This window comes from Arthrobacter sp. NPDC056886 (assembly GCF_042788715.1).
Lineage (GTDB): Bacteria > Actinomycetota > Actinomycetes > Actinomycetales > Micrococcaceae > Arthrobacter.
The window spans coordinates 46,247-70,548 of the sequence record NZ_JBHUBT010000006.1; the positions used below are offsets into that span (position 1 = coordinate 46,247).

Sequence of the window (24,302 nt, forward strand, 5' to 3'; positions counted from 1 at the left end):
TACATTGCCGTACCCGGCCGGAAATCCTTAACCGCGGCCATCCCGGCAGTCGGCCCCGGACTGCGCGGCCCGCCCTGAGCGCCGTGCCGCGGGCTGTCGAAATGATTTCGTAACGAAAAGGTGGTTGGCTAGTGACCATGTCTGACCTATTCCAGGATTACTCCGCCGCTGCCGGCCGAAGCGGCGCCTACGACGAGATGTTTGCCCCCGGCCAGCAGGCCCGGAAATCGTACGGGCAGGTGGCCTTGGCCCTGCGTGAACTGTCGTTGGCTGACGTCAGCGCACGCGCCGATTCCATGGCGCGGACCTTCCTGGATCGCGGCGTGACGTTCGACTTCGCGGGGGAGGAGCGGCCCTTCCCGCTGGACATCGTCCCCCGGGTGATCCCGGCCGATGAGTGGAGCGTCCTGGAGCGCGGTGTGGCCCAGCGCGTCCGTGCCCTGGAAGCCTTCCTCAATGACGTCTACGACAAGATGACGGTGGTGTCCGACGGCGTGATCCCGCGCCAGCTCGTCACCACGAGCGCGCACTTCCACCGCCAGGTGCACGGCTTTGAGCCGGCCGGTGGGGTCCGCGTCCACATTTCCGGAATCGACGTCGTCCGCGACGCCGCGGGCACGTTCCGCGTCCTGGAGGACAACGTCCGCGTGCCCTCAGGCGTCAGCTACGTCCTCGAAAACCGCCGGGCCATGGCCAAGGGCCTGCCCGAGGCGTTCGGGCAGCAGCTCATCCGCCCGGTCGAGGAGTACCCCCGCCGGCTCCTGTCGGCCCTGCGGAAGACGGCGCCGTCCGGCGTCGACGATCCCACCGTGGTGGTCCTGACCCCCGGCGTGTTCAACAGCGCCTACTTCGAGCACACGCTGCTCGCCGGCCTGATGGGCGTCGAACTCGTCGAGGGCCGCGACCTCATCTGCCGCGGCAACCGGGTCTACATGCGCACCACGGCCGGCGAGCAGCGCGTGGACGTCATCTACAAACGCATCGACGATGAATTCCTGGACCCGCTGCAGTTCCGCGCCGACTCCATGCTCGGCTGCCCCGGCCTGGTCAACGCTGCCCGCGCCGGCGGCGTCACGATCGCCAACGCCGTGGGCAACGGCGTCGCCGATGACAAGCTGGTCTACAGCTACGTGCCTGACCTCATCCGGTATTACCTGAACGAAGAGCCCATGATCGCCAACGTGGACACGTTCCGGCTGGAAGAGAATGAGGCCCGCGAGCACGTCCTGGACCGCCTGGACGAGCTCGTGGTCAAGCCCGTGGACGGCTCGGGCGGCAAGGGCCTGGTGATCGGCCCGGACGCGTCGAGGGACGAACTCGATGCCCTGCGCAAGCGGATCATCGCCGATCCCCGCGGCTGGATCGCCCAGCCGGTGCTGCAGCTGTCCACCGTGCCCACGCTCAGCGGCGACAAGTTCGGCCCACGGCACGTGGACCTGCGCCCGTTCGCCGTCAACGACGGCGAGGACGTCTGGGTTCTCCCCGGCGGCCTGACCCGGGTCGCGCTCAAGGAGGGCTCGCTGATCGTCAATTCCAGCCAGGGCGGCGGCTCGAAGGACACCTGGGTCCTGGCCGATTCCCCGCAGGTTCCCGTCGAAGTGATCCCGCGGCCCACGATCGCCGTCCGCGAACGGGTTTCAGTCTGGCCGGTCGAGAGCAACTGGCGCGACAGCCAAAAAGAGCAGCAGCAACAGCAGATTTCTGACGCGCAGGAGGTAACCGCGAATGCTTAGCCGTATTGCCGAGTCACTGTTTTGGATCGGCCGCTACGTGGAACGGGCCGACGGCACCGCGAGGATCCTCGACGTCCACCTCGAGCGGCTCAACCATCTGCCCATGGAGGAACAGCGCAGCGTCGCGCAGGAACTCCTCGCCGTCATGGGTGCCCGTGCACAGAATGAGGATTTCGGCCTGCCCGAACTGCTCAACGCCCTTGCCTATGACAAGCAGAGCGCTACGTCCATTGCCGGCTCCCTCGGCGCGGCCCGGGAAAACGCCCGCCGCGCCCGCGAGACCGTTTCCTCCGGACTCTGGGAGAGCCTGAACACGACCTACTACGGGCTGAACCAGCACCGCAAGGACGTGGTGGGCACCTACCGTTTCTGCAACTGGGTCCTGGAGCGCACCGCAATGGTCAGCGGCCTGGCCGACACCACCGTCAGCCACGATGAGAGCTGGCAGTTCCTGGTCCTGGGCCGGTCCCTGGAGCGGGCCGACATGACCGCGCGCATGCTCTCCACCCGTGATGTCCTCTCGGCCGGCATGTCCTGGGTGAACATGCTGCGCTGCGCCGGCGCGTACGAATCCTTCCTGCGGACCCGCCGGGCGGCGTTCGGGGACCAGCACGCGGCCGAATTCCTGCTCCTGGACCGGCTGTTCCCGCGGTCCATCGTCTATGCCCTGCGCGACGCCGACGAGTGCCTGGCGAAGCTCGACCCTTCGGCCCAGCGCGTCGGCTTCATCAACGACGCCCGCCGGATTGTCGGCCAGGCCCGCACCTTCCTGGAGTTCCACCGCACCGATGACCTGATGTCGGAGCTGCCGGAGCACATGGAGCGTGTGCAAAAGGCGGTATCGCAGGCCTCGGACGCCATTTCCCGTAAGTACTTCAATCAGGCAGACGAGCTGGCCTGGGTGGGAGAAGTTTCATGACCCGGCTAAACATCGTCCACAAGACGGCCTACAAGTACAACAAGCGCGTCACCCTGTCCTACAACGAGGCCCGGATGACCCCGCTGACGGACCCGCAGCAGGTGGTCCTGGAGTCCTCCATGAAGGTCTCGCCCTCGCAGGCGGCCATGAGCAGCTACCGCGACTACTGGGGCACGCGGGTGACGGCCTTCGACATGCAGATGCCGCACGAGCACCTCGAAGTCCTGTCCACCACCACCGTTGAGGTGCATCGGGTCGAGAAGATCGCTACCGAAGCCGACATCGTCGGGTGGGACGTCCTGGCCGCCCCTGAGACGCTCAACCAGTTCAGTGACTGGATTCCGCAGTCCCAGCTGACCAGGCCCGGCTCCGAGGTGCTCGCCATCATTCCCGGGGTTGTGGAGGGAAAAACGCCCCACGAGGCGGCCATGGCGGTCTTTGCCTGGATGCGGGGCGAAATGACTTACATGTTGGGCTCCACCGGCGTCACCACCAACGCCGAGCAGGCCTGGAACCAGCGCCAGGGCGTCTGCCAGGACCTGGCACACCTCGCCATCGGCTCGCTGCGCAGCTGCGGCATCCCGGCCCGCTACGTTTCCGGCTACCTGCACCCCCGTTCGACGGCGGACCTCGGAGAGACGGTTGCCGGCCAATCCCATGCGTGGCTCGAGTGGTGGGACGGCGATTGGCGTAGCTGGGACCCGACCAACCACAAGCCGGCGGGGGACTTCCACGTCACGGTGGCCCGGGGCCGTGACTACCGCGACGTGCCGCCGCTCAAGGGCATCTTGTCCGGCGGCGGCGGATCGGCGCTCACCGTCAGCGTGGAGATCACCCGCCTGGCCTAAACCGCCGCTCCACACGACGTTGCCCTGTCAGATCGGGCTGTTCTGAGGCCCTCAGAGCAGCCCGATCTGATAGCGCAAGCTGTGTTTTGGGGCTTGTTTATTCGAGGCCGGAGCGGGTGGAGTCGTCGAGGGGCGTCCACCACGTCTGCGGCGGCACCACTTTGAAGCGCCGGCCGGTGACGGCGTCCGGCGTGATCCGGACAAAGTGTTCCTTTTGTCCGGCCTGCCACGGGAACAGCAACAGGCCCACCGTGTCCATGACTTCCTGGGGGTTCTGCACCGGCGCGGCCTGGCCCTTGACGACGACGCTCCAGGCGACTCCGGTGTTCGCGTCCACGCCATCGGACTCCAGCGCCACCGGCGTGTCGCCCGTGGCCGCCTGCAGCTTGGTGCCCTCGGCGGTCCGGAAGACCAGCGTGCCGTGGTCCACTTTGTAGTTGATGGGGAAGATGTCGGGGTGATCGTTCACCCAGACCGCCAGACGGCCGACCGAGACGCTGCGCAATAGCTGCCAGCATTCGTGGTGGTCCAGGTTTTCCACCGTGTGGGCCTGGTCCCTTGGCTCGTGGCTGCCCGGGCTCGAATCAGTACTCATCCGGCGAGGGTACGCCGCCGGGCTGAGGGCGGCTAGGGCAAATGGTCCCAGCCGCGGGTTAAAAACTGCGAATTCTGAGGCTTTCCTAAGTGGTTCGCTGTATTCTGGCATAGGACCGTCAGCGTGGACGCGGGCCGGAGCGAGTGGGGGCAATGACATGCATTCAACGGGTGAAGGTTCAGGCCATGCTGTATCCGAGCCAAATCCCGTGGTTGAGGAACTGCTGAAGGGGTTCGGGGCCCGGGCAGAAGAGCTGCTTCAATCCAAGGAACGCATGGCGGGCCTGCTGGAAGCGGTCGTCGCCCTGGCCGAGGACTTGAGCCTGGATGCTGTCCTGGAACGCGTGGTCGAATCTGCCTGCCGGCTGTTGCATGCACGCTTTGGTGCCCTGGGAGTCATTGGTGATGACCACGCGCTGAGCCACTTCATCACTGTCGGGATCGACGGCGAACTGGCGCGGCAGATCGGTCCGCTGCCGACCGGCCACGGCGTCCTCGGCCTCCTGATTACAGACCCCCGGCCGGTTCGGCTACATGATCTGAGCAAGCACCCTGAAGCCTACGGGTTCCCGGCACACCACCCTCCCATGAAGTCCTTCCTGGGGGTTCCGGTCCGGGTCCGGGAAGTGGCCTTCGGGAACCTCTACCTCACGGAAAAAGAAGGCGGGGACGACTTTACCGCCGAGGACGAGGCGTTGGCCGTCGCGTTGGCCGCCGCCGCCGGTGTGGCCATTGAGAATGCCCGGCTTTATGACGACGCCCGCCGCAGGGCCCGCTGGCTGGAAGCTTGCATGGACGTCTCCGGGCTGATGCTGAGCACGGACCGCGACTACACCTCGGGCGGCCTGGACCCGATTGCCGGCCGCGCGCTCCAAGAGTCCGCATCCGATCTCGCCCTGCTGGTGGCCCCCGCCGCCAACGGCGTCGCGCACGTCGTCATCGGCGTTGCCGGGGAGCGGGGCACGGCGTTCTCCGGGAGGTCATTGCACCTGGAATCAGGGCTCCTTGAAAGTGTCCTCGAAGGCGGTGAGCCGGTGCTTTTCGACGACGCGTCCGAAGTGGTCGGGGAGGTCGACGCCGGCGTAACCGGGCCGCTGCTGGCAGTGGCACTGAGCACGCAGGGCGCCCACCATGGCCTCCTGTTGCTGGCACGGAACAAGAATTCGGTCCGCTACACCCGGACCGACATGGAGATGGGGGCCGTTTTCGGCTCCCACGTGGCCCTCGCCTTGGAACTTTCCCGGGTGCACCGGCTCCGCGAGGAGCTCCTGGTTTTCACGGACCGCGACAGGATCGCCCGGGACCTGCACGACCTCGTCATCCAGCGGCTGTTCGCGGCCGGGCTGAGTGTGCAGAGCCTGACCAGGTTCACCAAGGATGACCTGGCGTGGGAGCGCATCCACATCATCACAGGTGAACTCGACGAGGCGATCCGCAGCCTGCGCGACACGATCTACTCGCTGAAGAGCAATGTCGCCGATGCCGAATTGCTCAGCGGACGGATCCGTCGGGTCACAAGAAGTTCGGCGAAATCCATGCCCTTCGCGCCGCGCCTGACCATCACAGGACCCGTGGATGCCGTGACGCCGGACAAGGCCGACAACGTCGTGGCTGTGGTTTCCGAAGGGCTCAGCAACGCCATCCGGCACTCCGGGGCGGATACCATCTCGGTTTCGGTGGCGGTGGTCAAGGGCCGGGTGACCGTGGTGATCAGCGACAACGGCGCCGGTTTCGCCCAACCCGGAAAACGCAACGGGCTGAGCAATCTCGAGGACCGGGCGCGCATGCTCGACGGCGAATGCATCATCACGAGCGCGCCCGACTCCGGTACCAGCCTGGAATGGTCCGTGCCCCTCTAGCCGTGCCCCTCTAGCCGACGCCGACGGAGGCTGTGCCGACGGAGGCTATTCTGAGCCCGGACGCTACCGGACGCTGTGCGGCCGGGTTCCGTCGCCGGCGTTGGCGCCGGAGGCCACGGGAAACGCCGGACTGGCGATGAAGACAGCAGCCTGGGTGCGGCGTTCGAATCCGAGTTTGGCCAGCAGCGAGGAAACGTAGTTCTTGACGGTCTTCTCCGCCAGGAACATTTCGGCGGCAATCTGCCGATTGGTCAGTCCGCCGCCCACCAGCTCCAAGACCTTGCGTTCCTGTGGCGTGAGGGATGAGGTGCGCGGGTCAACCTCCTCTGCCTCCACCAGGCTGTCCACGATGCCGGCGGCGACGCCTTCCTCGAAGAGGGTCTCGCCCGCCGCTGCCCGCCGCAGCGCGCCGATCAGGTCCGTGCCGCCGATCTCCTTCAGCACATATCCCCGGGCACCGGCCAGGACGGCACCGCGCAGGGCCTGCTCGTCGTCGAAGCTCGTCAGGATGATGCAGTTCAAGGACGGGTCCACCGACCGCACGTCCCGGCAGACCTCAATGCCAGTCCCGTCCGGCAGGCGCGCGTCCAGCACACAGACATCGGGGTGCAGTGCGGGAATGCGTCGGGTCGCTTCCACCGCGGATCCGGAACTGCCGACCACCACGAAGCCCTCACCCTCGAGGAGTTCCTGGAGCCCGCGTCTGACAAGTTCGTGGTCATCAAGGATAAAGACGCGGATCACCGCCTGCGCGCCATCGGCGGCAGTGAGACCTGCGTCTGCCCAGGCAATCATGGTTCTCCCGTCCGGCCGCTTTTCAGGACCGCTCGAATCTGTGTTCTCTAAACTCTGTGGTTGATTAAATTCTGTGCTTCATTAAATTCTGTGGTTCACTGACTTACCCCAGCCTCTGCCATTCTTCTGCACTGCGGCGCCACGGACAAGGGTCATTATGCCCAGCGGGCCGGCTCCGGCCGCTGCACTGGCCGCTGATGGACCTCGGGCTTGGTCCACTCGCCTGAAGTCGACTGACGCCGGGCTCCCTGCCCGAACGCGGTGTAGGAGCAGAGGCTCTGCGTCAGCCCGGGGTGAGGACGCAGAACTCATTGCCCTCCGAGTCGGCGAGGCACACCCACGGCACATCGCCTTGCCCGACGTCGGCGGCAGTGGCGCCCAGAGCCCGCAGCCGGGTCACCTCTGCCGCTTGATCATCACCGGGGTACGGCATCAGGTCGAGATGGACACGGCCACATACGGCCTTCAAGGCGGGCGTGCGCAGGAACTCCAGATAAGGCCCGACGCCCTTGGCCGAACGCAGCCTGGCATGGTCGTCGGTCACTTCGTGCAGGGTCCAGTCCGTCGCCTCGCTCCAGAACCGTGCCATGGCCCGCGGATCCGCACAGCTGACCACGACGGCGGCGATCGGCCCAGTGTCCCGGTAGATCGGCCGCGGCTCGAGCACGCGGAACAGGTTGCCCTCCGGGTCGGCCAGAGCCGTCCACGGCACATCACCTTGGCCCACGTCAGCGGGCGTCGCACCGAGCTTCAACAGGTGCTCCACCAGCTCCGCCTGATGGGCCGCAGAAGTGGTGGCAAGATCGAGGTGCGCGCGGTACCGCACCGTCTCGGGGTCCGGGACGGTGACGACATCGACGCAAACTGCGACGGGGTCCGGCCAGACGAAGCCCACCGGTTCAACATTGGTTACACCGGGCCCCTCGCTGGAAACACCCCAGCCGAGCGCCTCCGCCCAAAACCGGCCGAGCGCTGTGTCTTCTCGAGCCTTGAAATTCACCTGAACAAGTCGCAACGCCATACCGCCTGACCCTACCGCAGCTGATGCTCGATCTGGGGGGGAACGCCCGACTATTCAAAGGAGGCGCGTCGTTGGTCCGAGGGGCGGGTGGTCCACACATCGGGCCGTTTGACCTTGAATCGTCGTCCGGTCAGCGCCTTGGGAGCCACCCGCACGTAGTACGGCTTGTCTCCGGGATGCCACGGTTCCAAGAGCAGGGCGTCCGCCGCGTCCTTGTCCGCCTGGTTCTCGATCAGTTCGGCTTCGCCGCGCGCCATCACGCTCCAGGCGGACTCGTCAGGGGCGTCGTAGCCGTCGATCTCGAAGGCCACCGGCTTGCCCGTGATGGCGCCCCACAGTTTCGTGCCACCGGAAGTGCGGAAGACAATCGTCCGCCGCTCCAGCACGAAGTTCACCGGGAAGATCTCCGGATGGCTGTCCACGATCAGCGCTATGCGACCCACGATTTCGGCATCGAGCAGCTCCCAGCACTGGTCCATGGTCAGCGAGTAGTCCGGCGGGGGCGTGGTGGTGTCCATAGGGAGCCACGTTACGTACCGGCCCGGACCCCGATCAGGGCCATAAGGCCCGCAGCGCGCCTCGACGCGGCGCGCAGCTCAGCGCACACATTATTGACGCCCCCGCGCCCCGTGGGCCGCCTGTCACCAAGGACTGGGCTTGTAGTCCTTCAGGAAGACGCCGTACTGGTCCTCGCCGGACTCGCCCATCACGATGGGGTCGTACACGCGGGCAGCGCCGTCAACCAGGTCCAGGGGCGCGTGGAATCCCTCTTCCATGAGCCGGACTTTGGTGTAGTGTGGCCGCTCATCCGTGATCCAGCCGGTGTCCACGGCCGTCATGAGGATGCCGTCGGCGTCGAGCATTTCCTGGGCGCTGGTCCGGGTCATCATGTTCAGCGCGGCCTTGGCCATGTTCGTGTGTGGGTGCCCGGGGCCCTTGTAGGCGCGGGAGAACTGGCCTTCCATGGCGCTGACATTGACGATGTACTTCCGCCGCGCGGTGGAGCGCTTCATGGCGCCGCGCAGCCGGCTGACGAGTAGGAACGGCGCCGTTACGTTGCACAGCTGAACTTCGAGCATTTCCAGCGGATCCACTTCGTCCAGCACCTGGGTCCAGCTGTTGATCGTGGCGAGGTCCGGAACCAGCCCGCCGGCGTCGATCGCGGTGCCGGAGGCAATGCGTTCCAGCGACGCGGAACCCGTGGAGAGGGCCAGAGAAGTGATTGCGTCCCCGGCCAGTACGGGATGATCCAGCACGCTGCTGGCGAGGGCAAGGGGGTGTTTGTCGTGAGCGTGGCCGAAGGTGACGAGCTCCGGGCCGCCGTTGGCAGCCTGGAGGGCGGCCGGCAGCGGCTCATCCTCGGCGTCGACGAGGGGCTTGTAGGCGTTGCCGGAGCGCCGCACGGTCTGGGCCGCGTTATTGATGATGATGTCCAGCGGTCCCGCGGCATCGAGGGAATCCGTCAGGGCCATCACCTGGGACGGGTCGCGGAGGTCGATGCCGACGATCCGGAGCCGGTGCAGCCAGTCGGCGCTGTCCTCCATGGCGGCGAAGCGGCGGGCGGCGTCCTTGGGGAACCGGGTGGTGATGGTGGTGTGCGCACCGTCCCGGAGGAGCCGGAGCGCGATGTACATGCCGATCTTCGCCCGGCCGCCGGTCAGCAGGGCCCTGCGGCCGGTCAGGTCGGTGCGGGCGTCGCGCTTGCTGTGGCTGAACATGGCGCACTCGGGGCACAGCTGGTGATAGAAGGCGTCCACCTGGGTGTAATGCTGCTTGCAGATGTAGCACGGCCGGGACCTGAGGAGGTGGCCGGCGATCTCCCCGGTCGCGGACGTGGCGAGCTTATTGCCGCGCGTCTCGTCGTCGATCCTGTCGGGGGCCGCCGTCGCCGTCTGGGCGATTACGGCGCGGTCCGCTTCGGCGATCTCATCACGTTTGCTGACCCGCCGGTGGCGCTTGACGGCTTTGAACATCTTCCCGGTGGCGCGGCGCACGGAAACGTAGTCCGGGTGCTCCTCATCATAGGCGTGGATCGTGTTCAGGACCTTCAGGCAAGCCTGGATTTCCTCCGGGGTCAGCTCGGCAAAGCCGGACTCGGCAAGGCCACGCTCGGCAAGACCAGACTCGGCAGAGGGAAGATCGGAGGACAGATCGGGGGAGCTCATTGCCCTAATTTTACAGGGTGCGGGGAGCCCGGCCTGACGCGGTGCCGGGCCCCCGCCTGCCTATGCCGTGGGCGATTGCTTGACCGGTGTGTCCGCACCGACCGCGGCGGCCTGCACGTCGGCGACCTTGTCCACGGACTCCCGCAGTTCGGGCCAGTTTTCCGTGGCAGTGCGGACGGCGTCGGGCACCAGGCGCAGGTTGGCCGCGGAGAGCGCCCGTTCCGCGTCGCTGGGTTCCGGGACAAGCTGCCCCTTGGACAGGACCGTGATCCCGGAGTCGGTGACCTTGAACCCGCGGGAGCGGTCCAGTTCGGGGTCGAGTCCGATCGCCGCCCCGGCCGGAATCTTGACGTTCTTGTCGATGATGGCCCGTTTGATGACTGCGCCTTCGCCGACATTGACCTTGTCCATCAGGACCGAGTCCAGGACCCGGCTTGAGGTGCCGATGTAGACGTCATTGGAGACCACGGACCCCTCCACGATGCCGCCGGAGACGACGACGCCGCTGGCCACGATGGAATCCAGTGCCGTGCCCACCGTGTTGGACTTGCCGCGGACAAACTTGGCCGGTGGGGAGATGGTCTGGCGGGTGTAGATCGGCCACTCGGAGTTGTAGAGGTTGAAGACCGGAACGGGGGAGATCAGGTCCATGTGGGCGTCGTAGAACGAATCGATGGTGCCGACGTCGCGCCAGTAGGTGCGGTCCCGTTCGGTGGAGCCGGGGATGTCGTTGAGGGTGAAGTCGTAGACGCCGGCCTCGCCCTGGTTCACGAAGTAGGGAATGATGTCCCCGCCCATGTCGTGCTTGGTGTCGAGGCGCTCGGCGTCAACGTGCAGGGCTTCGATCAGGGCATCGGCGTCGAACACGTAATTGCCCATCGAGGCCAGGAACTGGCTGGGGTCGGCCGCGAGGCCGGGCGTCGAGGAGGGCTTCTCGACGAACGCGGCAATCTTCTCCGGGTTGTCCGCGTCTGTTTCGATCACGCCGAACTGGTCCGCCATGTGCAGCGGCTGGCGGACGGCGGCGACCGTGGCTTTCGCCCCGCTGGCGACATGCTGCGCCACCATCTGGGAGAAGTCCATCCGGTAAACGTGGTCTGCGCCGACCACGACGACGATGTCGGGATTGGCGTCATGAATGAGGTTCAGGGACTGATAGATGGCGTTGGCGCTGCCCAGGAACCAGCTCTTGCCCACGCGCTGCTGGGCCGGCACCGAGGCCACATAGTTCCCCAGCTGGGTGGACATACGCCACGTTTCGGAAATGTGCCGGTCAAGGCTGTGGGACTTGTATTGCGTCAACACCACAATTTGCAGATAGCGGGAATTCACAAGATTTGAAAGGGCAAAGTCAATTAGCCGGTAGCTTCCGGCAAACGGGACACCAGGCTTGGCCCGGTCCGCCGTCAACGGCATGAGCCGGTTTCCCTCGCCACCTGCGAGGACAATTGCCAAAACTCTCTTTTGATGCGGCATGGTGATCGCTCCTGAACGCCTTCGTTACTCCCCAATACAGTCCGGCATGCCCGAACGTCTTCACACTAGATCAGTTCCACCGTAACGACTACCTTGGTGCATGTGCGAATAGATATTGTGACCAAAGAATTCCCGCCGGAAATCTACGGCGGCGCCGGGGTCCACGTGGCCGAGCTCAGCAGGGTGCTGGCCCAACGCGTGGACCTTCAGGTGCGTGCCTTCGGCGCGCCCCGCGAGCCCGGGTATCACGGAGCGACCGTCACGTCGTATTCCGTGCCCGAAGACCTGGGCTCAGCAAACGCGGCTATCCAGACCCTCGGGGTGGACCTGAGGATCGTTCCGGATATCGCCGGCGCGGATCTGGTCCACTCCCACACCTGGTATGCCAACATGGCCGGACACATCGCGTCGCTGCTCCACGGCATCCCGCATGTCCTCAGCGCCCACAGCCTGGAGCCGCTGCGCCCGTGGAAGGCCGAGCAGCTCGGTGGCGGCTACGCGGTGTCCTCGTGGGTGGAAAAGACTGCCTACGAGGCCGCTGCCGCCATCATCGCCGTCTCGGAAGGGATGCGCCAGGACATCCTGCGCAGCTATCCGGACGTTGATCCGGCCAAGGTCAAGGTGGTCCACAACGGCATTGATGTCAGCCAGTGGAACCGGGACGAGGCTGATGACATCATCCGTCCGCTCGGAATCGACCCGGAGCGCCCCAGCGTTGTTTTTGTGGGCCGGAACACCCGGCAGAAGGGCGTACCGTACCTGCTGCGGGCGGCCGCCAAGCTTCCCGCCGACGTCCAGCTGGTGCTGTGCCTCGGTGCCGCGGACACGCCGGAACTGGCGGCCGAGACCGCACGCCTGATCGAGGAGCTCCAGAGCCAGCGCAGCGGCGTGATCCTGATCGAGCGGATGCTGCCCCGCAACGAAGTCATCCAGGTGCTCAGCCACGCGACCGCATTCGCGTGCCCGTCCATCTACGAACCGCTGGGCATCGTCAACCTGGAGGCAATGGCGTGCGGCGCCGCCGTGGTGGCCAGTGCCACCGGCGGTATTCCGGAGGTCGTTGAGCACGGCAAGACCGGACTGCTTGTTCCGATCGAGCAGGTCACGGACGGCACCGGCATCCCGCTGGATCCGGAGAAGTTCGTCACCGACTTCGCCGAGGCCCTCATCGAAGTGGTGTCCGATCCTGCCCGGGCGCGTGCCATGGGTGAAGCCGGCCGGCGCCGGGCCGAGGAACACTTCTCCTGGGAATCCATCACGGAGACCACGCTTGAGGTTTACCGCTCGGTGCTCAACAAGGACTCCTGACCCGGGTCCAAACGGCAGTACGACGACGGCGCCGCCCCGACTGAGGGGGCGGCGCCGTCGTCGTATTCGGCCGGGTCAGGCGCCGGGGGCCTTTGTGGCGCGGGCTTGTTTTCCGTGGGTTTTTGTCTCGTGGGCCGCGCGGGCGAGCAGGATCTTCTCATCCAGGGGAGCCTGGCCGCTGGCCCGCTGCTTGCGGAAGTAGTCCCGGGCCTCGTCCTGGCGGACCTTCTCCGCGCCGGTGGAGATCTCGGCGCGGAGGTGCTCCGGCCCGTACCCGAAGGCATCCACCAGGTCGAGGGCGTGCGGACGGATCTTCACGAGCAGGCGGTTGATGTATTCGCCCACGGTGCGTCCGCGCTGCATCGAGAGCCTGCCGTTCATGAGGTACCAGGACAGGTTCTTCTCGATGAGGGACAAGCCGAACAGATCACGCAGCCACGTCAGAACCTTGTGCGTGCCCGGGTCTGTGACCTTCCCGAGCGCCTCCGTAAAGGCCTCCCACTGCAGGAGCTCCGCGTGGGCCTGGGCGGCTTCGATGAGTTCGTGCTGGTGCGCGTTGAACAAGGCGGCGCCCTGCTGCTGCGGGAGCCGGTTGGCGCCCTTGAGGGCTGTGGCCACCTCCGCGACCATGGTCTGGACGCGGTCCGTCAGCAGGGTCCGCTGGCTTGCCTCGTCCTTGATCGCCAGGGCCGCCTTCTGCACGGATCCGGTGTCCGCCACGAACTGGGCGACGCCGCGTAGTCCGGTGCGGTGGATCGCGACACCGGTGGCCTGGCCCACGACGTAGCGGGCCAGCACACCGAAGTTTACGGTGCGGAATTCCTTTGCGTAGTCGGCCAGCAGGCGCTTCGCGACCAGTTGCAGCAGGACGGTGTTGTCACCTTCGAAGGTGGCGTACACGTCGAGGTCGGCGCGGAGGGAGGCGAACCGGTTCTCAATCAGGAATCCGGCGCCGCCGCAGGCCTCGCGGCATTCCTGCAGGGTGTCCAGTGCGTGCCAGGTGCTGAGCGGCTTAAGTGCCGCGGCCAGGGTCTCGAGGTCCTGGCGGTCCTGGTCGGTGTCGTGGCGGCCGGAGAAGACGTCGTCGAATTTCTGCAGCAGCTGCTCGCTGGCGAAGCTCGCGGCGTACGTGGTGGCCAGTCGGGTGAAGAGCCGGCGCTGGTGCCGCTGGTAGTCCAGCAGGACTTCCTCATCGGTCTGGGATGAGGCATTGAACTGCCGGCGTTCGGTGGCGTACTGGATGGCGGTTTTCAGCGCCAGTTTCGACGCCGTCACGGCGGCGCCGTCGAGGGAGACCCGGCCCTGGACCAGCGTGCCGAGCATAGTGAAGAAGCGCCGGCCCGGGCTGGCGATGGGGGACGTGTAGTTGCCCTCGGGGTCCACGTTGCCGTACCGGTTCAAGAGGTTGGTGCGGGGGATCCGGACGTTCGTGAAGTGGAGCCGGCCGTTGTCGATGCCGTTCAGGCCGCCCTTGACGCCGTCGTCCTCGCCGCCGATGCCCGGCAGGAATTCCTGGGTCACGGGGTCCCGGAGGTCCATGTAGAACGCGTGCACGCCGTGGTTGATCCCCTTTGTTACCAGCTGGGCGAACACGACGGCGGCCAGGCCGTCGGCGGCGGCGTTGCCGATGTAGTCTTTCCACGCGGCCCGGAACGGTGTGTGGACCACGAATTCCTCGGCCGCGGGGTCGTAGGTGGCGGTGGTGGCAATGCTAGCCACGTCGGACCCGTGGCCGGTCTCGGTCATGGCGAAGCAGCCCGGGATGTCCAGGCTCATGATGCCGGGCAGCCACTTCTCGTGGTGTCCGGCGGTGCCGAGGTGGTTCACGGCGGAGCCGAACAGCCCCCACTGGACGCCGGCCTTGATCTGCAGCGACGGGTCGGCGATGACCAGCTCCTGGAAACCGGCCACGTTCCCGCCGTGATCGTCCGCGCCGCCCACGGACTGTGGGAACGCACGGTGTACAGCGCCGTTGTCCACCAGGATCCCGAGCTGTTCGAACGCGCGCCGGCGGTGCTCGGTGTGGGTCAGGCCCTCGATCTTGTGCAGTTCCGGGCGGCCGGCGAGTGCCCGGGACTTCAGCCGGATGTCCGCCCATTTGCCAAGCAGTTGTCCGCCAAGGGCTGCGACGTCGACGGCGGGCGCCCCAGGGGTGCCGGGTTGGGCGCCCGAAAGGCCGGCTGGTGTGGCCGCTGCCGGCGTCGTGGTGCGGCGGGCCACGTTGCCCGTCGTGCGGTCGGCCCGTTCAGTGCGGTCGGCTAGTTCAGTCATGTCGTTTCCTTCTGTGGTTCTGACAATCTCTCGTGCTGAAAATTCAAAGTGCTGACAGTTCAGTTCGTAGTTGGGGCCGGGGGCGCCGCTACGGCGTGCCCGGGCCTGCCGGGTCTGCCGATGCCGGGTCCGCCGGTGACTGCAGCTCGGGGGCGATTCCGAAACAGAGCCAGTCCGTGATCTGCCGGGCCATGGCTTCCTGGTCCGGCCTGGCGGGTCCCTGCGGGCTGGCGAGCCATTGCTCTCCGGCGTTCCGCACCAAGCCGATCGCGGCATTGGGCCAGTAGCCGATCACGGCTTCCTTGTCCTGGCCGCCGCCCAGATGGCTGCGCATGGGCCGGGCAATCATGTCGCTGATGGCCGCGAAGAAATGGCTCAAGGCGCCGGCTGTGGAAATGGGAGGGCTGGCGGTATCCGCTTCACCGGGGGCGTGGCGCGTGACAAAGGTGTAAACATTCGGGCTGGTCTCAGCCATCTGCAGGTAGGCGGACACCATGGCAAACAGGCCTTCCCGGGGCGTCTGGGCGCTCTGGGCAGCCTCCTGGATGCGCCGCTGCATCTGGCTCAGGACCACTTCGCCCACGGCCTGCTGGAGTCCTGCCTTGTCGCCGAAATAGCGGTAAAAGACGGACTTTGAGGTTCCCGCGGCCGCGGCAATGTCCTCCATCGACGCGTCACTGCCGAGGGCGTGGACCGCCCTCCGAGCAGACTTAATGAGCTCACGCCGCCGCTCCTCGCGGTGGGACTGCCAGCGGGAAGCACGGCCGTCGACGCCGGCCTGCCCGGCGGGCGGAGTGTGGTTGCGGATGTTCACGATACCAAGCGTATCAGGTACGCTGGGTATCGGTAATCGCTTTGATCGAAGGAGACAGCCCATGTCCGTCAACGGACCGTCAGTGCCCCGCCCCCAACCAGCCGCCGGCACTTCCGCCGTGGAGGCCGCCGCAGGGGCCTCCGCAGGGAAGAAGGAGCACGCCGGTGCAGCCGCGGCGCGGCTCCGCAGGGCCGTGGTGGTGGGCGGCAACCGCATCCCGTTTGCCCGGACCGGCGGCGCGTACACCAAGTCCTCCAACCAGGACATGCTCACTGCCGCTTTGGATGGACTGATCGCCCGCTTCGGACTTCAGGACGAACGGATCGGGGAAGTCGCTGCCGGAGCCGTGCTCAAGCACTCCCGCGACTTCAACCTCACCCGGGAGGCCGTGCTCGGCTCGGCCCTCTCCGCCGAGACCCCGGCGTACGACCTCCAGCAGGCCTGCGCGACCGGCCTGGAAACGGTGCTCGGCCTGGCGAACAAGATCAAGCTGGGCCAGATCGATTCCGCGATCGCCGGCGGCGTCGACTCCGCCTCTGATGCCCCCATTGCCGTCAGTGAGGGACTGCGCGAGGTGCTGCTGGACCTCAACCGTGCCAAGACCGTGTCCCGGAAGCTGCAGGTCCTCAGCCGGCTCCGGCCCAAGGACCTGGCCCCCGATGCGCCGAACACGGGGGAGCCGCGTACCGGCCTGTCGATGGGAGAGCACCAGGCGCTGACCACCGCGCAGTGGAAGATCACCCGCGAGGCCCAGGATGAGCTCGCTTTCAACAGCCACCGCAATCTTGCCGCGGCCTACGACGCCGGCTTCTTCGATGACCTTCTGACCCCCTACCGGGGACTGAGCCGGGACTCCAACCTGCGCGCCGATACCAGCCTGGAGAAGCTGGCCACGCTCAAGCCCGTGTTCGGCAAGAATCTGGGCGCCGCAGCGACCATGACGGCCGGGAACTCCACGCCGCTGACCGATGGCGCCTCCAGCGTGCTGCTCGGGTCCGAGGAATGGGCCGACGCCCACGACCTCCCCAAGCTGGCCACGATCGTCGACGGCGAGGCGGCCGCGGTCGACTTTGTCCACGGCAAGGACGGCCTGCTCATGGCGCCGGCGTTCGCGGTGCCCCGGCTGCTCGCACGCCACAATCTCACGCTCGACGACTTCGACTTCTTCGAGATCCATGAGGCTTTCGCCGGCACGGTGCTGAGCACTCTGGCCGCCTGGGAGGACGAGGAATTCGGCCGCATCCGCCTTGGCCTGGACGGCGCCTTCGGCAGCATCGACCGGACCAAACTGAACGTCAACGGCTCGTCCCTTGCCGCCGGACACCCGTTTGCCGCCACCGGCGGCCGGATCGTGGCGTCGCTGGCCAAAATGCTGCACGCCCGCGGCCAGGTCAATGGGCGCCCGGCCCGCGGGCTGGTGTCCATTTGCGCCGCCGGCGGCCAGGGCGTCGTCGCAATCCTCGAAGCACTCTAAGGAGAATCGGATGAGCGACAAGTACACCAGGTTCGTCAGCCACGGTCTCGGCAAGGACATCGCCAAGAGGCTCGGCCTCCCGCAGCCGGTAGCCCTCCGGCGGCACGCGCCCGGCAGCCCCCTCATCGAAGGGCCCGTCCTGGTCCAAGGGTCAACCGGCGGTGCTGACGAGCTCGCCGCCACGCTCCTGGCCTGGAACCTCGACGTCCGCCGCCACGCGATACCCAAGGAGAAGCTTGGCGCCATCATCTTGGTGCTGGACGAACTGGCCCATCCCGGCGATCTTGAGAAGCCGGTACTCACGGCCGCCACTTCACTGCGTGATCTCGCCCCGAACGCCCGCGTCATCACCATGTCCCGCACCGCAGACTCCGCGACGGAGCCGGCAACGGCAGCCGCCCGGCAGGGCGTGGACGGCCTCCTGCGGTCTTTGGCCAAGGAACTGCGGGCCGGCGCCACCGGCAACGGCGTCTTGCTCGCGGACGGTGCGCGGACCACAAGCCCCGCAACGCTGGGGGCGTTGAGGTTCTTCCTCTCGGGCCGCTCGGCGTTTGTGGACGGGCAGTTCCTGACGGTCAGCTCCGGCGCCGGGCAGCTGCCCGGCGACGTCGAGAAGCCGCTGGCCGGCAAGGTGGCCGTGGTGACTGGCGCCGCCCGGGGAATCGGGGCCGCGATCGCCCGCACGCTGTACCGCGACGGCGCCACCCTCATCCTCGTCGACGTCCCGGCAGCCGGGGACCACCTGGCGGAGGTGGCCAACGAGGTCCACGGGACGGCCCTGCAGCTGGACATCAGCCGCAGCGACGCCGGCCAACGGATCATCGACCACGCCGCGGCGCGGCACGGCCGGCTGGACATCATGATCCACAATGCCGGCATCACCAGGGACAAGCTCCTGGCCAACATGGACGCGGGCCGCTGGAACTCCGTGATCGGCGTCAACATCGCCGCGCAACTGCGGATCAACGAGGCCCTCCTGGCCTCGGAGCACCTCGGCGACGCGCCCCGGATCGTGTCCGTGGCCTCCACCAGCGGGATCGCCGGAAACCGTGGCCAGACCAACTACGCCGCGTCCAAGGCCGGCGTGATCGGCATGGTGCGCGCCACAGCGGCGCTGATCGGTGAGCGCGGGGGCTCCATCAACGCCGTCGCTCCGGGCTTCATCGAAACGGAGATGACCGCCAGGATCCCCTTCGCCACCCGCGAAGTGGCGCGTCGGCTCAATTCCCTGCAGCAGGGCGGCCAGCCGGGCGACGTCGCCGAGGCCATCGCGTTCCTGGCCAGCGACGCCGCGGGCGGGATTTCCGGCGAGGTGCTGCGCGTCTGCGGGCAGAATCTGGTGGGCGCATGAGCGGATCCCAGACCGTCATCCTGGGCGAGATGCCGTCCCTGTCCAAGCTCTACGTCAATGCGGCGGCCGCAGCGGCACGGCGCAGGGTCCTGGGAACGCACGGCGGCACCGAACTGCCGGCCTACACCCACGAGGTCCGTGGTGTGAAGGCCGACGTCGCGAACCTGACGGCCTACCAGCACCTGATTGGTGAGAGCGCGAGCGACGTCCTCCCGGCCGGCTTTATCCATGCCCTGGCGTTTCCGCTGGCCATGAGCGTGATGAACCGGGACGATTTTCCGCTGCCCCTGCTGGGCATGATCCACCTGAGCAACAAGGTGGTGCAGTCCGCACCGGTCCTGTTCACCCAGGCCCTGGATATCCGGGCCCGGGTGGAGAACCTGCGCGGCCACCGGGCCGGCACCCAGCTCGATGTCGTGGCGGAGGTCCGTACTGCCGGGCCGGACGTTGGCGGGCCGGACGTTGGCAAGCCGAGCGAAGTCCGCTGGCGCGGGGTCTCGACCTACCTGGCCAAGGGCGTGTTCCTGCCCGGAATCGACAAACCCTCGGTGCCCGTGACGCCGTCGCCGTTTTCGGTGCCGGACCCCACGGCCCTGTGGCAGCTTGGCGTCGACACCGGGCGGGCTTACGCCGCGGTGTCCGGCGACTTCAACCCGATCCACCTGAGCGTCCTGACCGCTAAGGCTCTGGGCATGCGCCGATCCCTGGCCCACGGCATGTACCTGGCATCGCGGGCGCTGGCCGACGTCGGCGCCGTTCGGGGGGACTCGTTCCGCTGGGACGTGGCCTTCGAGGCACCCGTGTTCCTCCCGGCCCGCGTGGCGCTGGACATCAGCACGGTGCAGGCCGACGGCGGCGCCTGGCGGCGCTCCGACTATGTGGCGTGGAACCCGCTGTCCGGGCGCCGGCACTTTATCGGTTCCGTCGCGGCGCTGCCGTAGCCAGGCTCCCGGTCCGGACACATCAGCCGGAGCCGCCGCCGTCGTCCGTCCGCGCCGCCCTCCCAGCTGGGGCGCTTTGGCCTAGCTTGCGGGCGCGCTGGCCGGTTGCGACTCCGGCCGGCCGGGTGTGGCCACCCGCAGCATGCGGTGGAGGCTTAGGAGGATGGATTCCACTGCGCTGGGGGCTTCCTTGCTGTGCTGTTCGGTGGCAAGCCGGGCAGTCAATTCGCTGATTGTCGCCTCGGCGGACCGGGCCAGCTCGGCCTGGCGCTCGGGCGTTTCGTCCTCCAGGGCACGCAGCACGTCGCCGACGGAAGCCATGGCATCACCCAGGGGCGCCGCGTCGGCGTCGGGGACCACAAAGGGGGTGTCGTCGGCCCAGATGACATCCGAGAGCACCTGGGTCACGTCCTGGACGTGGAAGGTCAGCCGTTCCAAGTCCCGCAGGTTCCGGTAGTCGAGATCCATGTCGCGCGGATGCAGGCGGCGGCGGGGATTGGCCTGTCGGCTCGCATCGGCCTTTTCGACGGCGAGGCGCACGGAACGGGCATGCGCTGCGAGCGCCTCCGAACGGCGGGACCAGTCCTGATGTTCCGGCGGCCAGCTTTCCTTGAGGGCCTCGCCCATATCCCAGAGCTGCTGGGCGAGTGCCTGGCGGAGCTCCGCGATGCTCAGGGCCGCGGCCCGGAAATGCAGTGGCGGGAAGACCAGTAGGTTCACCACGATGCCCACCGTGACGCCGACGGCCATCTGGAAGAGGTACCCGAACGAGAACGTGTCCGGGTTGTGGCCGCCGACCAAAAGCACAAGGAGCGCCGCCGTCGGGATCCAGTCCCGGCCCGAGCCGATCCTCGGCAGTCCGGCCAGGATAACGCCCAGGCCCATGACCACCGCGACCGTCAGCGGGGTCGGCTGCCCGAGGCTGAACAGCATGAACGCCAGGCCGACGCCGATCGCCAGGCCGACGAGCGTCTGCAGGCCCTGGCGCATGGAGCCGGCCACGTTCTCGTACATGGCGACCAGGGCGCCCAGGGGCGCGTAGTACGGATACTCGGCGGCGGAGCCCGGCATGAACGGGGCAATCGCGAAGGCGATGCCCGCGGCCAGCGCAGCTTTCAGGGCCAGCTGGAGCCGGGGCCACAGCAGCGTCGCGGAGACGGCACGCGAGACATTCCGGGCCCATCTGCGCGGCAGGGAGGGCGGGCTGTCGGCTGTCTTTTCTGGAGTGAGCATCCCGGCTCACCCTAAGGCCGGGAGGTTGCTGCGACAAGTGGACAAAACCGGCCCCGGTGCCCTCCGGCCCGTTCGACGCCGGTCAGGACGCGGCGTGGGCGGCCCGCCGCACCGCCGCGGACAGCCGCTGGGCCCGGCCCCCGGTCCTGCCCTCTTCGCTGCGGCGGGGCACATACCCGAACCCGAGGCCGTAGCCGGGATCCGCAAAGCCAAGGGCCGCGTTGGCGCCCTCGTGCCCGAACGCCAGATGACTGCCGAAATTTCGTCCCGGCTGGGGTTTCATGAACACCACGGCGAACGCGTTCTCCGAGCCGGAGCACCGGTCCATTCCCCAGACCTGCTCCGCGGCCATGAGATCTATGGTGCCCGGGCTCAGAAACGGTGGACGGCCGTCCACCCCTGTTGTGGCGGCGGCATAGAGCCTGGCCAGCCCTTCGGCTGACCCCACGCCGCCGGCGCTGCTCATTCCCGAGGCCCGCACAACGCGGTGGTTGGGCAACTCCATGATGGTGCTGACCGGCGCGTTGCTGCCCAGGCCGTCGAGGCTGAGTGGATCCAGCCACGGCTGGGCCGGGTCCGGATCGTAGAGCACCTCGCGGTATCGCGGTTCCTGGTCCTCGGGCAGGCCCAGGAAGAAGTCAATGACCCACGGGCGGCGGATCCGCTGGTCGTAGAGCCCCTGGAGCGGCATCCCCGCGGTACGGCGGCAGAGCTCCTCCATCAGGATGCCCATGGTCAGGGCGTGGTAGCCGAAGGCCGTGCCCGGGCGCCACAGCGGCGCCGAGGCCGCCAGACGCCGAGCCGCGCCAGCCGTGGTGAACTCCGCCAGGGAAATACCGCCGACGACGCCGGGCAGCCCCGCCTGATGCGAGAGGGCCTGCCGCACGGTGAGCCGGTCCTTGCCCTGGACGCCGAACTCCGGCCAATAAGACGCGACGGTCTGGTCCAGGTCGAGCCGGCCGTCCTGGACCAGGAGCGCGATCACAAACGCGGCGACTCCCTTGGAACAGGAATAGGTGCCCGTGATGTCGCCTGGCACCAAACCCGGGCCGCCGCACAGGTCCACCACCTTGGTGCCGCGGCGGTAGACGGACAGTTGCGCGCTGTAGCCCGGGTCATCGGAGAGGAAGGAGTCGAAGAGTTCACGCACTTCCGCGAATTCGGGGGTGGCCAGGCCGGCCGAGAGGGACGGTGCTGAGGTGCCCTCGGCTCCGGTGTCCGCGGAGCCGGTTGCCGTGCCCCATCCCGGCGCCGCGCCGGCCGCCGCCTGCATCAGGCTGCGCCGTGGCCCGGGGCGACCTCTTCGCCGGCGCGGACCGGCCCGGGAGGTGTGCCGTCGCCGAAGGGCCGGCCGCCCAGCGCTTCGCGGCCGTGGTCCGAGAGCCAATTGCCCAGTTCGGGTCCGCGCGGGACCACGCCGGTGGGATTGATGTCCTCATGAACGATGTAGTAGTGCTCCTTGATCTGCACAAAATCGGTGGTGTCACCGAACCCGGGCGTCTGGAACAAGTCGCGCGCGTAGGCCCACAGGACGGGCAACTCGCTCAGTTTTTGCCGGTTGCACTTGAAGTGGCCGTGGTAGACGGCGTCGAAGCGGGCCAGCGTGGTGAACAGCCGGACGTCGGCTTCCGTGATGGTGTCGCCCACCAGGTAGCGTTGGCCGGCCAAGCGGTCCTCGAGCCAGTCCAGGGCCGTCCAGAGCCGGTCATAGGCGGCGTTGTAGGCCTGCTGTGAACCGGCGAAGCCGCACCGGTAGACGCCGTTGTTCACCTCAGTGAAGACGCGCTTGTTGACGGCATCGATCTCTTCCCGCAGGTGCTCCGGGTACAGCTCCGGCGCGCCGGCCCGGTGGTACTGCGCCCACTCGGTGGAAAAGTCGAGCGTGATTTGGGCGAAGTCGTTGGTGACCACCTGCCCGCTGGGGACGTCAACGATGGCCGGGACGGTAATTCCGCGGGGGTAGCCGGGGAAGCGGCGGAAGTAGGCGTCCTGGATGCGCTCAATCCCGAGGACGGGGTCCCTGCCGTCAGGGTCGAGGTCGAAGGTCCAGGACCGGGCGTCGTGGGTGGGTCCGGGCTGGCCGAGGGAGATGACGTCTTCCAGGCCGAGCAGCCGGCGCACGATCACCGTGCGGTTGGCCCACGGGCAGGCCCGCGCCGCGATGAGGCGGTAGCGGCCAGGTTCCACCGGCCAGCCAGGCTCGCCGTTGTTGCCCGGGCCGCCGCCCCGGGTGATCCGGTCCTCAATGTAGTTGGTGTCGCGGGTGAATTCCTCGCCGCCGGTCACGTAGGCGCCCTTGGTGCTGAATCCCGGATGGTCGGTGTGGGTACTCTGGCTCATGGTCCCAGCCTAAGGCCGGGCAGTGAACGATCCCAGCAAGGCCGTGAACACCGGCGCCATGGGCTGCCAGGCAAACCACCAGGCACCGGCCACCACCGCGGCGAACAGCGCAATCCACACTGCGGCGGGGACGGAGGTGGCCCGGGCCAGCAGGTAGGCGTCCGACGTAGGAAGCCTGTCACGGTGCCGCAGATGGACGTTGGCCAGTTTGCCGAGGTCCCTTACGGCCGCCACCAGGAGAGCCAGACCCAGCACGATCATTACGTGACCGTTGAACACCGACGGGACGTAAAGCACCAGGAGCGCCGAGGCCAGTACGGCGGCACCGGTGATGAGGAGGCCGACGCCGTTGCGGAGGAACAGGAATGACGCCAGGAGGATCAGCGTGCCCACCGACATTGCGGCCGGGCCCCAGCCGTTGAAACCGCACCAGACCATCACTGCCCCAACGACGGCGGGCACGGGGTAACCCCAGAAGGTCGACCAGGCGGAGGAGAGCCGGCTCCTGCTGTAGGTCGTGGTGGTGCCGGAGTGGTCCAGTCCCAGCCGGATCCCGCCGAGCCGTTGGCCGGTGGTGAGGGCGGCAAAAGCGTGGCCGAGTTCGTGGGTCACGGTGGCAAGCAGGCCAAAGTAGCGCCAGGTCAGGCGCGGCAGGGACACCGCGACTGCCAGCAGGATCACTGCAACGAGCTCGGTGCTGGTCACGTGCGGGCTGGGGGCGTGGGTAAATCCGGCAAGGATCCGCTCCCACCACGTCAGGGCGAGGTTAGGATCCACCGAGAGACCGGGCCTGGTCATGCCCGGCCTGAGGCGTGCTCGATGCAGTACGCGGTCCAGGGCCTGGCCTCAAGCCGGCCCTCGGGGATTGCGGCACCGCACACGGCGCAGATCCCGTAGGTGCCCTCTTCCATCCGGGCAAGGGCGGCATCGATTTGCGCCAGGGACGCCCTGCTCTGTTCCAGGAGCGCGGATGCCTGGGACAGTTCGAAGGCGATCGTGCTGCCCTCGGGGTCGTGTTCGTCGTCGACATTGGAGTCCCGGCGGGCGGCATTGACCGAGGTGATGTCCTCGCGGAGAGCGGGGAGGAGGGCAAGCTTCCGGCGACGTTCCTCGTGCAGCAGGATCCGGAACCGTTCGACGTCAACCATAGACTGCAAGGC

Annotated in this window: 21 protein-coding genes; 8 read left to right on the plus strand and 13 right to left on the minus strand. The window is 67.5% G+C overall.

Going from position 1 to position 24,302, the window contains the following annotated elements:
* The first annotated feature begins 137 nt into the window (after positions 1-137).
* The 3 genes from ACFRJ8_RS11505 to ACFRJ8_RS11515 are packed head-to-tail and all read left to right on the plus strand — an operon-like array spanning position 138 to position 3,500.
* Positions 138-1,733, plus strand: coding sequence for a circularly permuted type 2 ATP-grasp protein (locus ACFRJ8_RS11505; protein ID WP_377986291.1), 1,596 nt, complete (start codon positions 138-140; stop codon positions 1,731-1,733).
* Positions 1,726-2,652, plus strand: coding sequence for an alpha-E domain-containing protein (locus tag ACFRJ8_RS11510; protein ID WP_090577845.1), 927 nt, complete (start codon positions 1,726-1,728; stop codon positions 2,650-2,652). The genes ACFRJ8_RS11505 and ACFRJ8_RS11510 overlap by 8 nt, the downstream gene beginning before the upstream one ends.
* Entirely contained in the window at positions 2,649-3,500 is an 852-nt protein-coding gene (locus tag ACFRJ8_RS11515; protein WP_377986292.1) for a transglutaminase N-terminal domain-containing protein, read from the plus strand. The genes ACFRJ8_RS11510 and ACFRJ8_RS11515 overlap by 4 nt, the downstream gene beginning before the upstream one ends.
* A gap of 97 nt (positions 3,501-3,597) precedes the next feature.
* On the opposite strand, the gene ACFRJ8_RS11520 is transcribed toward ACFRJ8_RS11515, so the two are convergent.
* On the minus strand, positions 3,598-4,095 hold the full coding sequence (locus ACFRJ8_RS11520; protein ID WP_377986293.1) for a pyridoxamine 5'-phosphate oxidase family protein: 498 nt from the start codon (positions 4,093-4,095) through the stop codon (positions 3,598-3,600).
* Positions 4,096-4,252: 157 nt separating this feature from the next.
* On the opposite strand from ACFRJ8_RS11520, the gene ACFRJ8_RS11525 reads away from it, so the two are divergent.
* The gene (locus ACFRJ8_RS11525) at positions 4,253-5,953 is read left to right on the plus strand and encodes a GAF domain-containing protein (RefSeq protein ID WP_377986294.1); all 1,701 of its coding nucleotides are present in this window, start codon (positions 4,253-4,255) and stop codon (positions 5,951-5,953) included.
* Positions 5,954-6,016: 63 nt separating this feature from the next.
* Here ACFRJ8_RS11525 and ACFRJ8_RS11530 read toward each other — a convergent pair whose 3' ends face one another.
* The 5 genes from ACFRJ8_RS11530 to glgC form a co-directional block, all read right to left on the minus strand.
* Positions 6,017-6,748, minus strand: a complete 732-nt coding sequence (locus tag ACFRJ8_RS11530; RefSeq protein WP_377986295.1) for a response regulator — start codon at positions 6,746-6,748, stop codon at positions 6,017-6,019.
* Between the two features lie 283 nt (positions 6,749-7,031).
* Entirely contained in the window at positions 7,032-7,769 is a 738-nt protein-coding gene (locus tag ACFRJ8_RS11535) for a VOC family protein (RefSeq protein WP_377986296.1), read from the minus strand.
* Positions 7,770-7,819: 50 nt separating this feature from the next.
* A complete protein-coding gene (locus ACFRJ8_RS11540) occupies positions 7,820-8,287 on the minus strand; it encodes a pyridoxamine 5'-phosphate oxidase family protein (RefSeq protein ID WP_377986297.1) in 468 nt (155 codons plus the stop codon).
* A 123-nt stretch (positions 8,288-8,410) separates the two neighbouring features.
* Positions 8,411-9,934: an SDR family NAD(P)-dependent oxidoreductase gene (locus ACFRJ8_RS11545; RefSeq protein WP_377986298.1), complete on the minus strand. Its 1,524-nt coding sequence runs from the start codon at positions 9,932-9,934 to the stop codon at positions 8,411-8,413.
* Positions 9,935-9,994: 60 nt separating this feature from the next.
* Positions 9,995-11,410 (minus strand): glucose-1-phosphate adenylyltransferase, encoded by a 1,416-nt coding sequence (glgC, locus tag ACFRJ8_RS11550; protein WP_377986299.1) that lies wholly within the window; start codon positions 11,408-11,410, stop codon positions 9,995-9,997.
* Positions 11,411-11,512: 102 nt separating this feature from the next.
* Between glgC and glgA the strand changes: the two genes are divergently transcribed.
* Positions 11,513-12,718 (plus strand): glycogen synthase, encoded by a 1,206-nt coding sequence (gene glgA, locus ACFRJ8_RS11555; protein WP_043423194.1) that lies wholly within the window; start codon positions 11,513-11,515, stop codon positions 12,716-12,718.
* A 75-nt stretch (positions 12,719-12,793) separates the two neighbouring features.
* On the opposite strand, the gene ACFRJ8_RS11560 is transcribed toward glgA, so the two are convergent.
* Both ACFRJ8_RS11560 and ACFRJ8_RS11565 read right to left on the minus strand, forming a co-directional pair.
* Positions 12,794-14,989, minus strand: a complete 2,196-nt coding sequence (locus tag ACFRJ8_RS11560; RefSeq protein WP_377986300.1) for an acyl-CoA dehydrogenase — start codon at positions 14,987-14,989, stop codon at positions 12,794-12,796.
* An 88-nt stretch (positions 14,990-15,077) separates the two neighbouring features.
* Positions 15,078-15,866, minus strand: coding sequence for a TetR family transcriptional regulator (locus tag ACFRJ8_RS11565; protein WP_377986301.1), 789 nt, complete (start codon positions 15,864-15,866; stop codon positions 15,078-15,080).
* On the opposite strand from ACFRJ8_RS11565, the gene ACFRJ8_RS11570 reads away from it, so the two are divergent.
* From ACFRJ8_RS11570 to ACFRJ8_RS11580, 3 genes are read left to right on the plus strand one after another with little or no spacing between them, the layout of a single operon-like run.
* A complete protein-coding gene (locus ACFRJ8_RS11570) occupies positions 15,865-17,277 on the plus strand; it encodes an acetyl-CoA C-acetyltransferase (protein ID WP_377986302.1) in 1,413 nt (470 codons plus the stop codon). The two genes, ACFRJ8_RS11565 and ACFRJ8_RS11570, sit on opposite strands and share 2 nt — an antisense overlap.
* Before the next feature lie 10 nt (positions 17,278-17,287).
* The gene (locus tag ACFRJ8_RS11575; protein WP_377986303.1) at positions 17,288-18,628 is read left to right on the plus strand and encodes a 3-oxoacyl-ACP reductase; all 1,341 of its coding nucleotides are present in this window, start codon (positions 17,288-17,290) and stop codon (positions 18,626-18,628) included.
* Positions 18,625-19,569: a MaoC family dehydratase gene (locus tag ACFRJ8_RS11580; protein WP_377986304.1), complete on the plus strand. Its 945-nt coding sequence runs from the start codon at positions 18,625-18,627 to the stop codon at positions 19,567-19,569. Before ACFRJ8_RS11575 ends, ACFRJ8_RS11580 begins: the two co-directional genes overlap by 4 nt.
* A gap of 81 nt (positions 19,570-19,650) precedes the next feature.
* Here the strand turns inward: ACFRJ8_RS11580 and ACFRJ8_RS11585 are convergent, their stop codons facing one another.
* The 5 genes from ACFRJ8_RS11585 to ACFRJ8_RS11605 form a co-directional block, all read right to left on the minus strand.
* Positions 19,651-20,802, minus strand: a complete 1,152-nt coding sequence (locus tag ACFRJ8_RS11585) for an aromatic acid exporter family protein (protein ID WP_377986305.1) — start codon at positions 20,800-20,802, stop codon at positions 19,651-19,653.
* Positions 20,803-20,884: 82 nt separating this feature from the next.
* On the minus strand, positions 20,885-22,075 hold the full coding sequence (locus ACFRJ8_RS11590) for a serine hydrolase domain-containing protein (protein ID WP_377986306.1): 1,191 nt from the start codon (positions 22,073-22,075) through the stop codon (positions 20,885-20,887).
* Positions 22,075-23,142, minus strand: a complete 1,068-nt coding sequence (locus ACFRJ8_RS11595) for a glutathione S-transferase family protein (RefSeq protein WP_377986307.1) — start codon at positions 23,140-23,142, stop codon at positions 22,075-22,077. Before ACFRJ8_RS11595 ends, ACFRJ8_RS11590 begins: the two co-directional genes overlap by 1 nt.
* 9 nt (positions 23,143-23,151) lie before the next feature.
* Complete coding sequence (locus tag ACFRJ8_RS11600; RefSeq protein WP_377986308.1) at positions 23,152-23,940, minus strand: M50 family metallopeptidase; 789 nt, start codon at positions 23,938-23,940, stop codon at positions 23,152-23,154.
* Complete coding sequence (locus tag ACFRJ8_RS11605) at positions 23,937-24,290, minus strand: TraR/DksA family transcriptional regulator (protein ID WP_377986309.1); 354 nt, start codon at positions 24,288-24,290, stop codon at positions 23,937-23,939. Before ACFRJ8_RS11605 ends, ACFRJ8_RS11600 begins: the two co-directional genes overlap by 4 nt.
* Positions 24,291-24,302 lie beyond the last annotated feature (12 nt).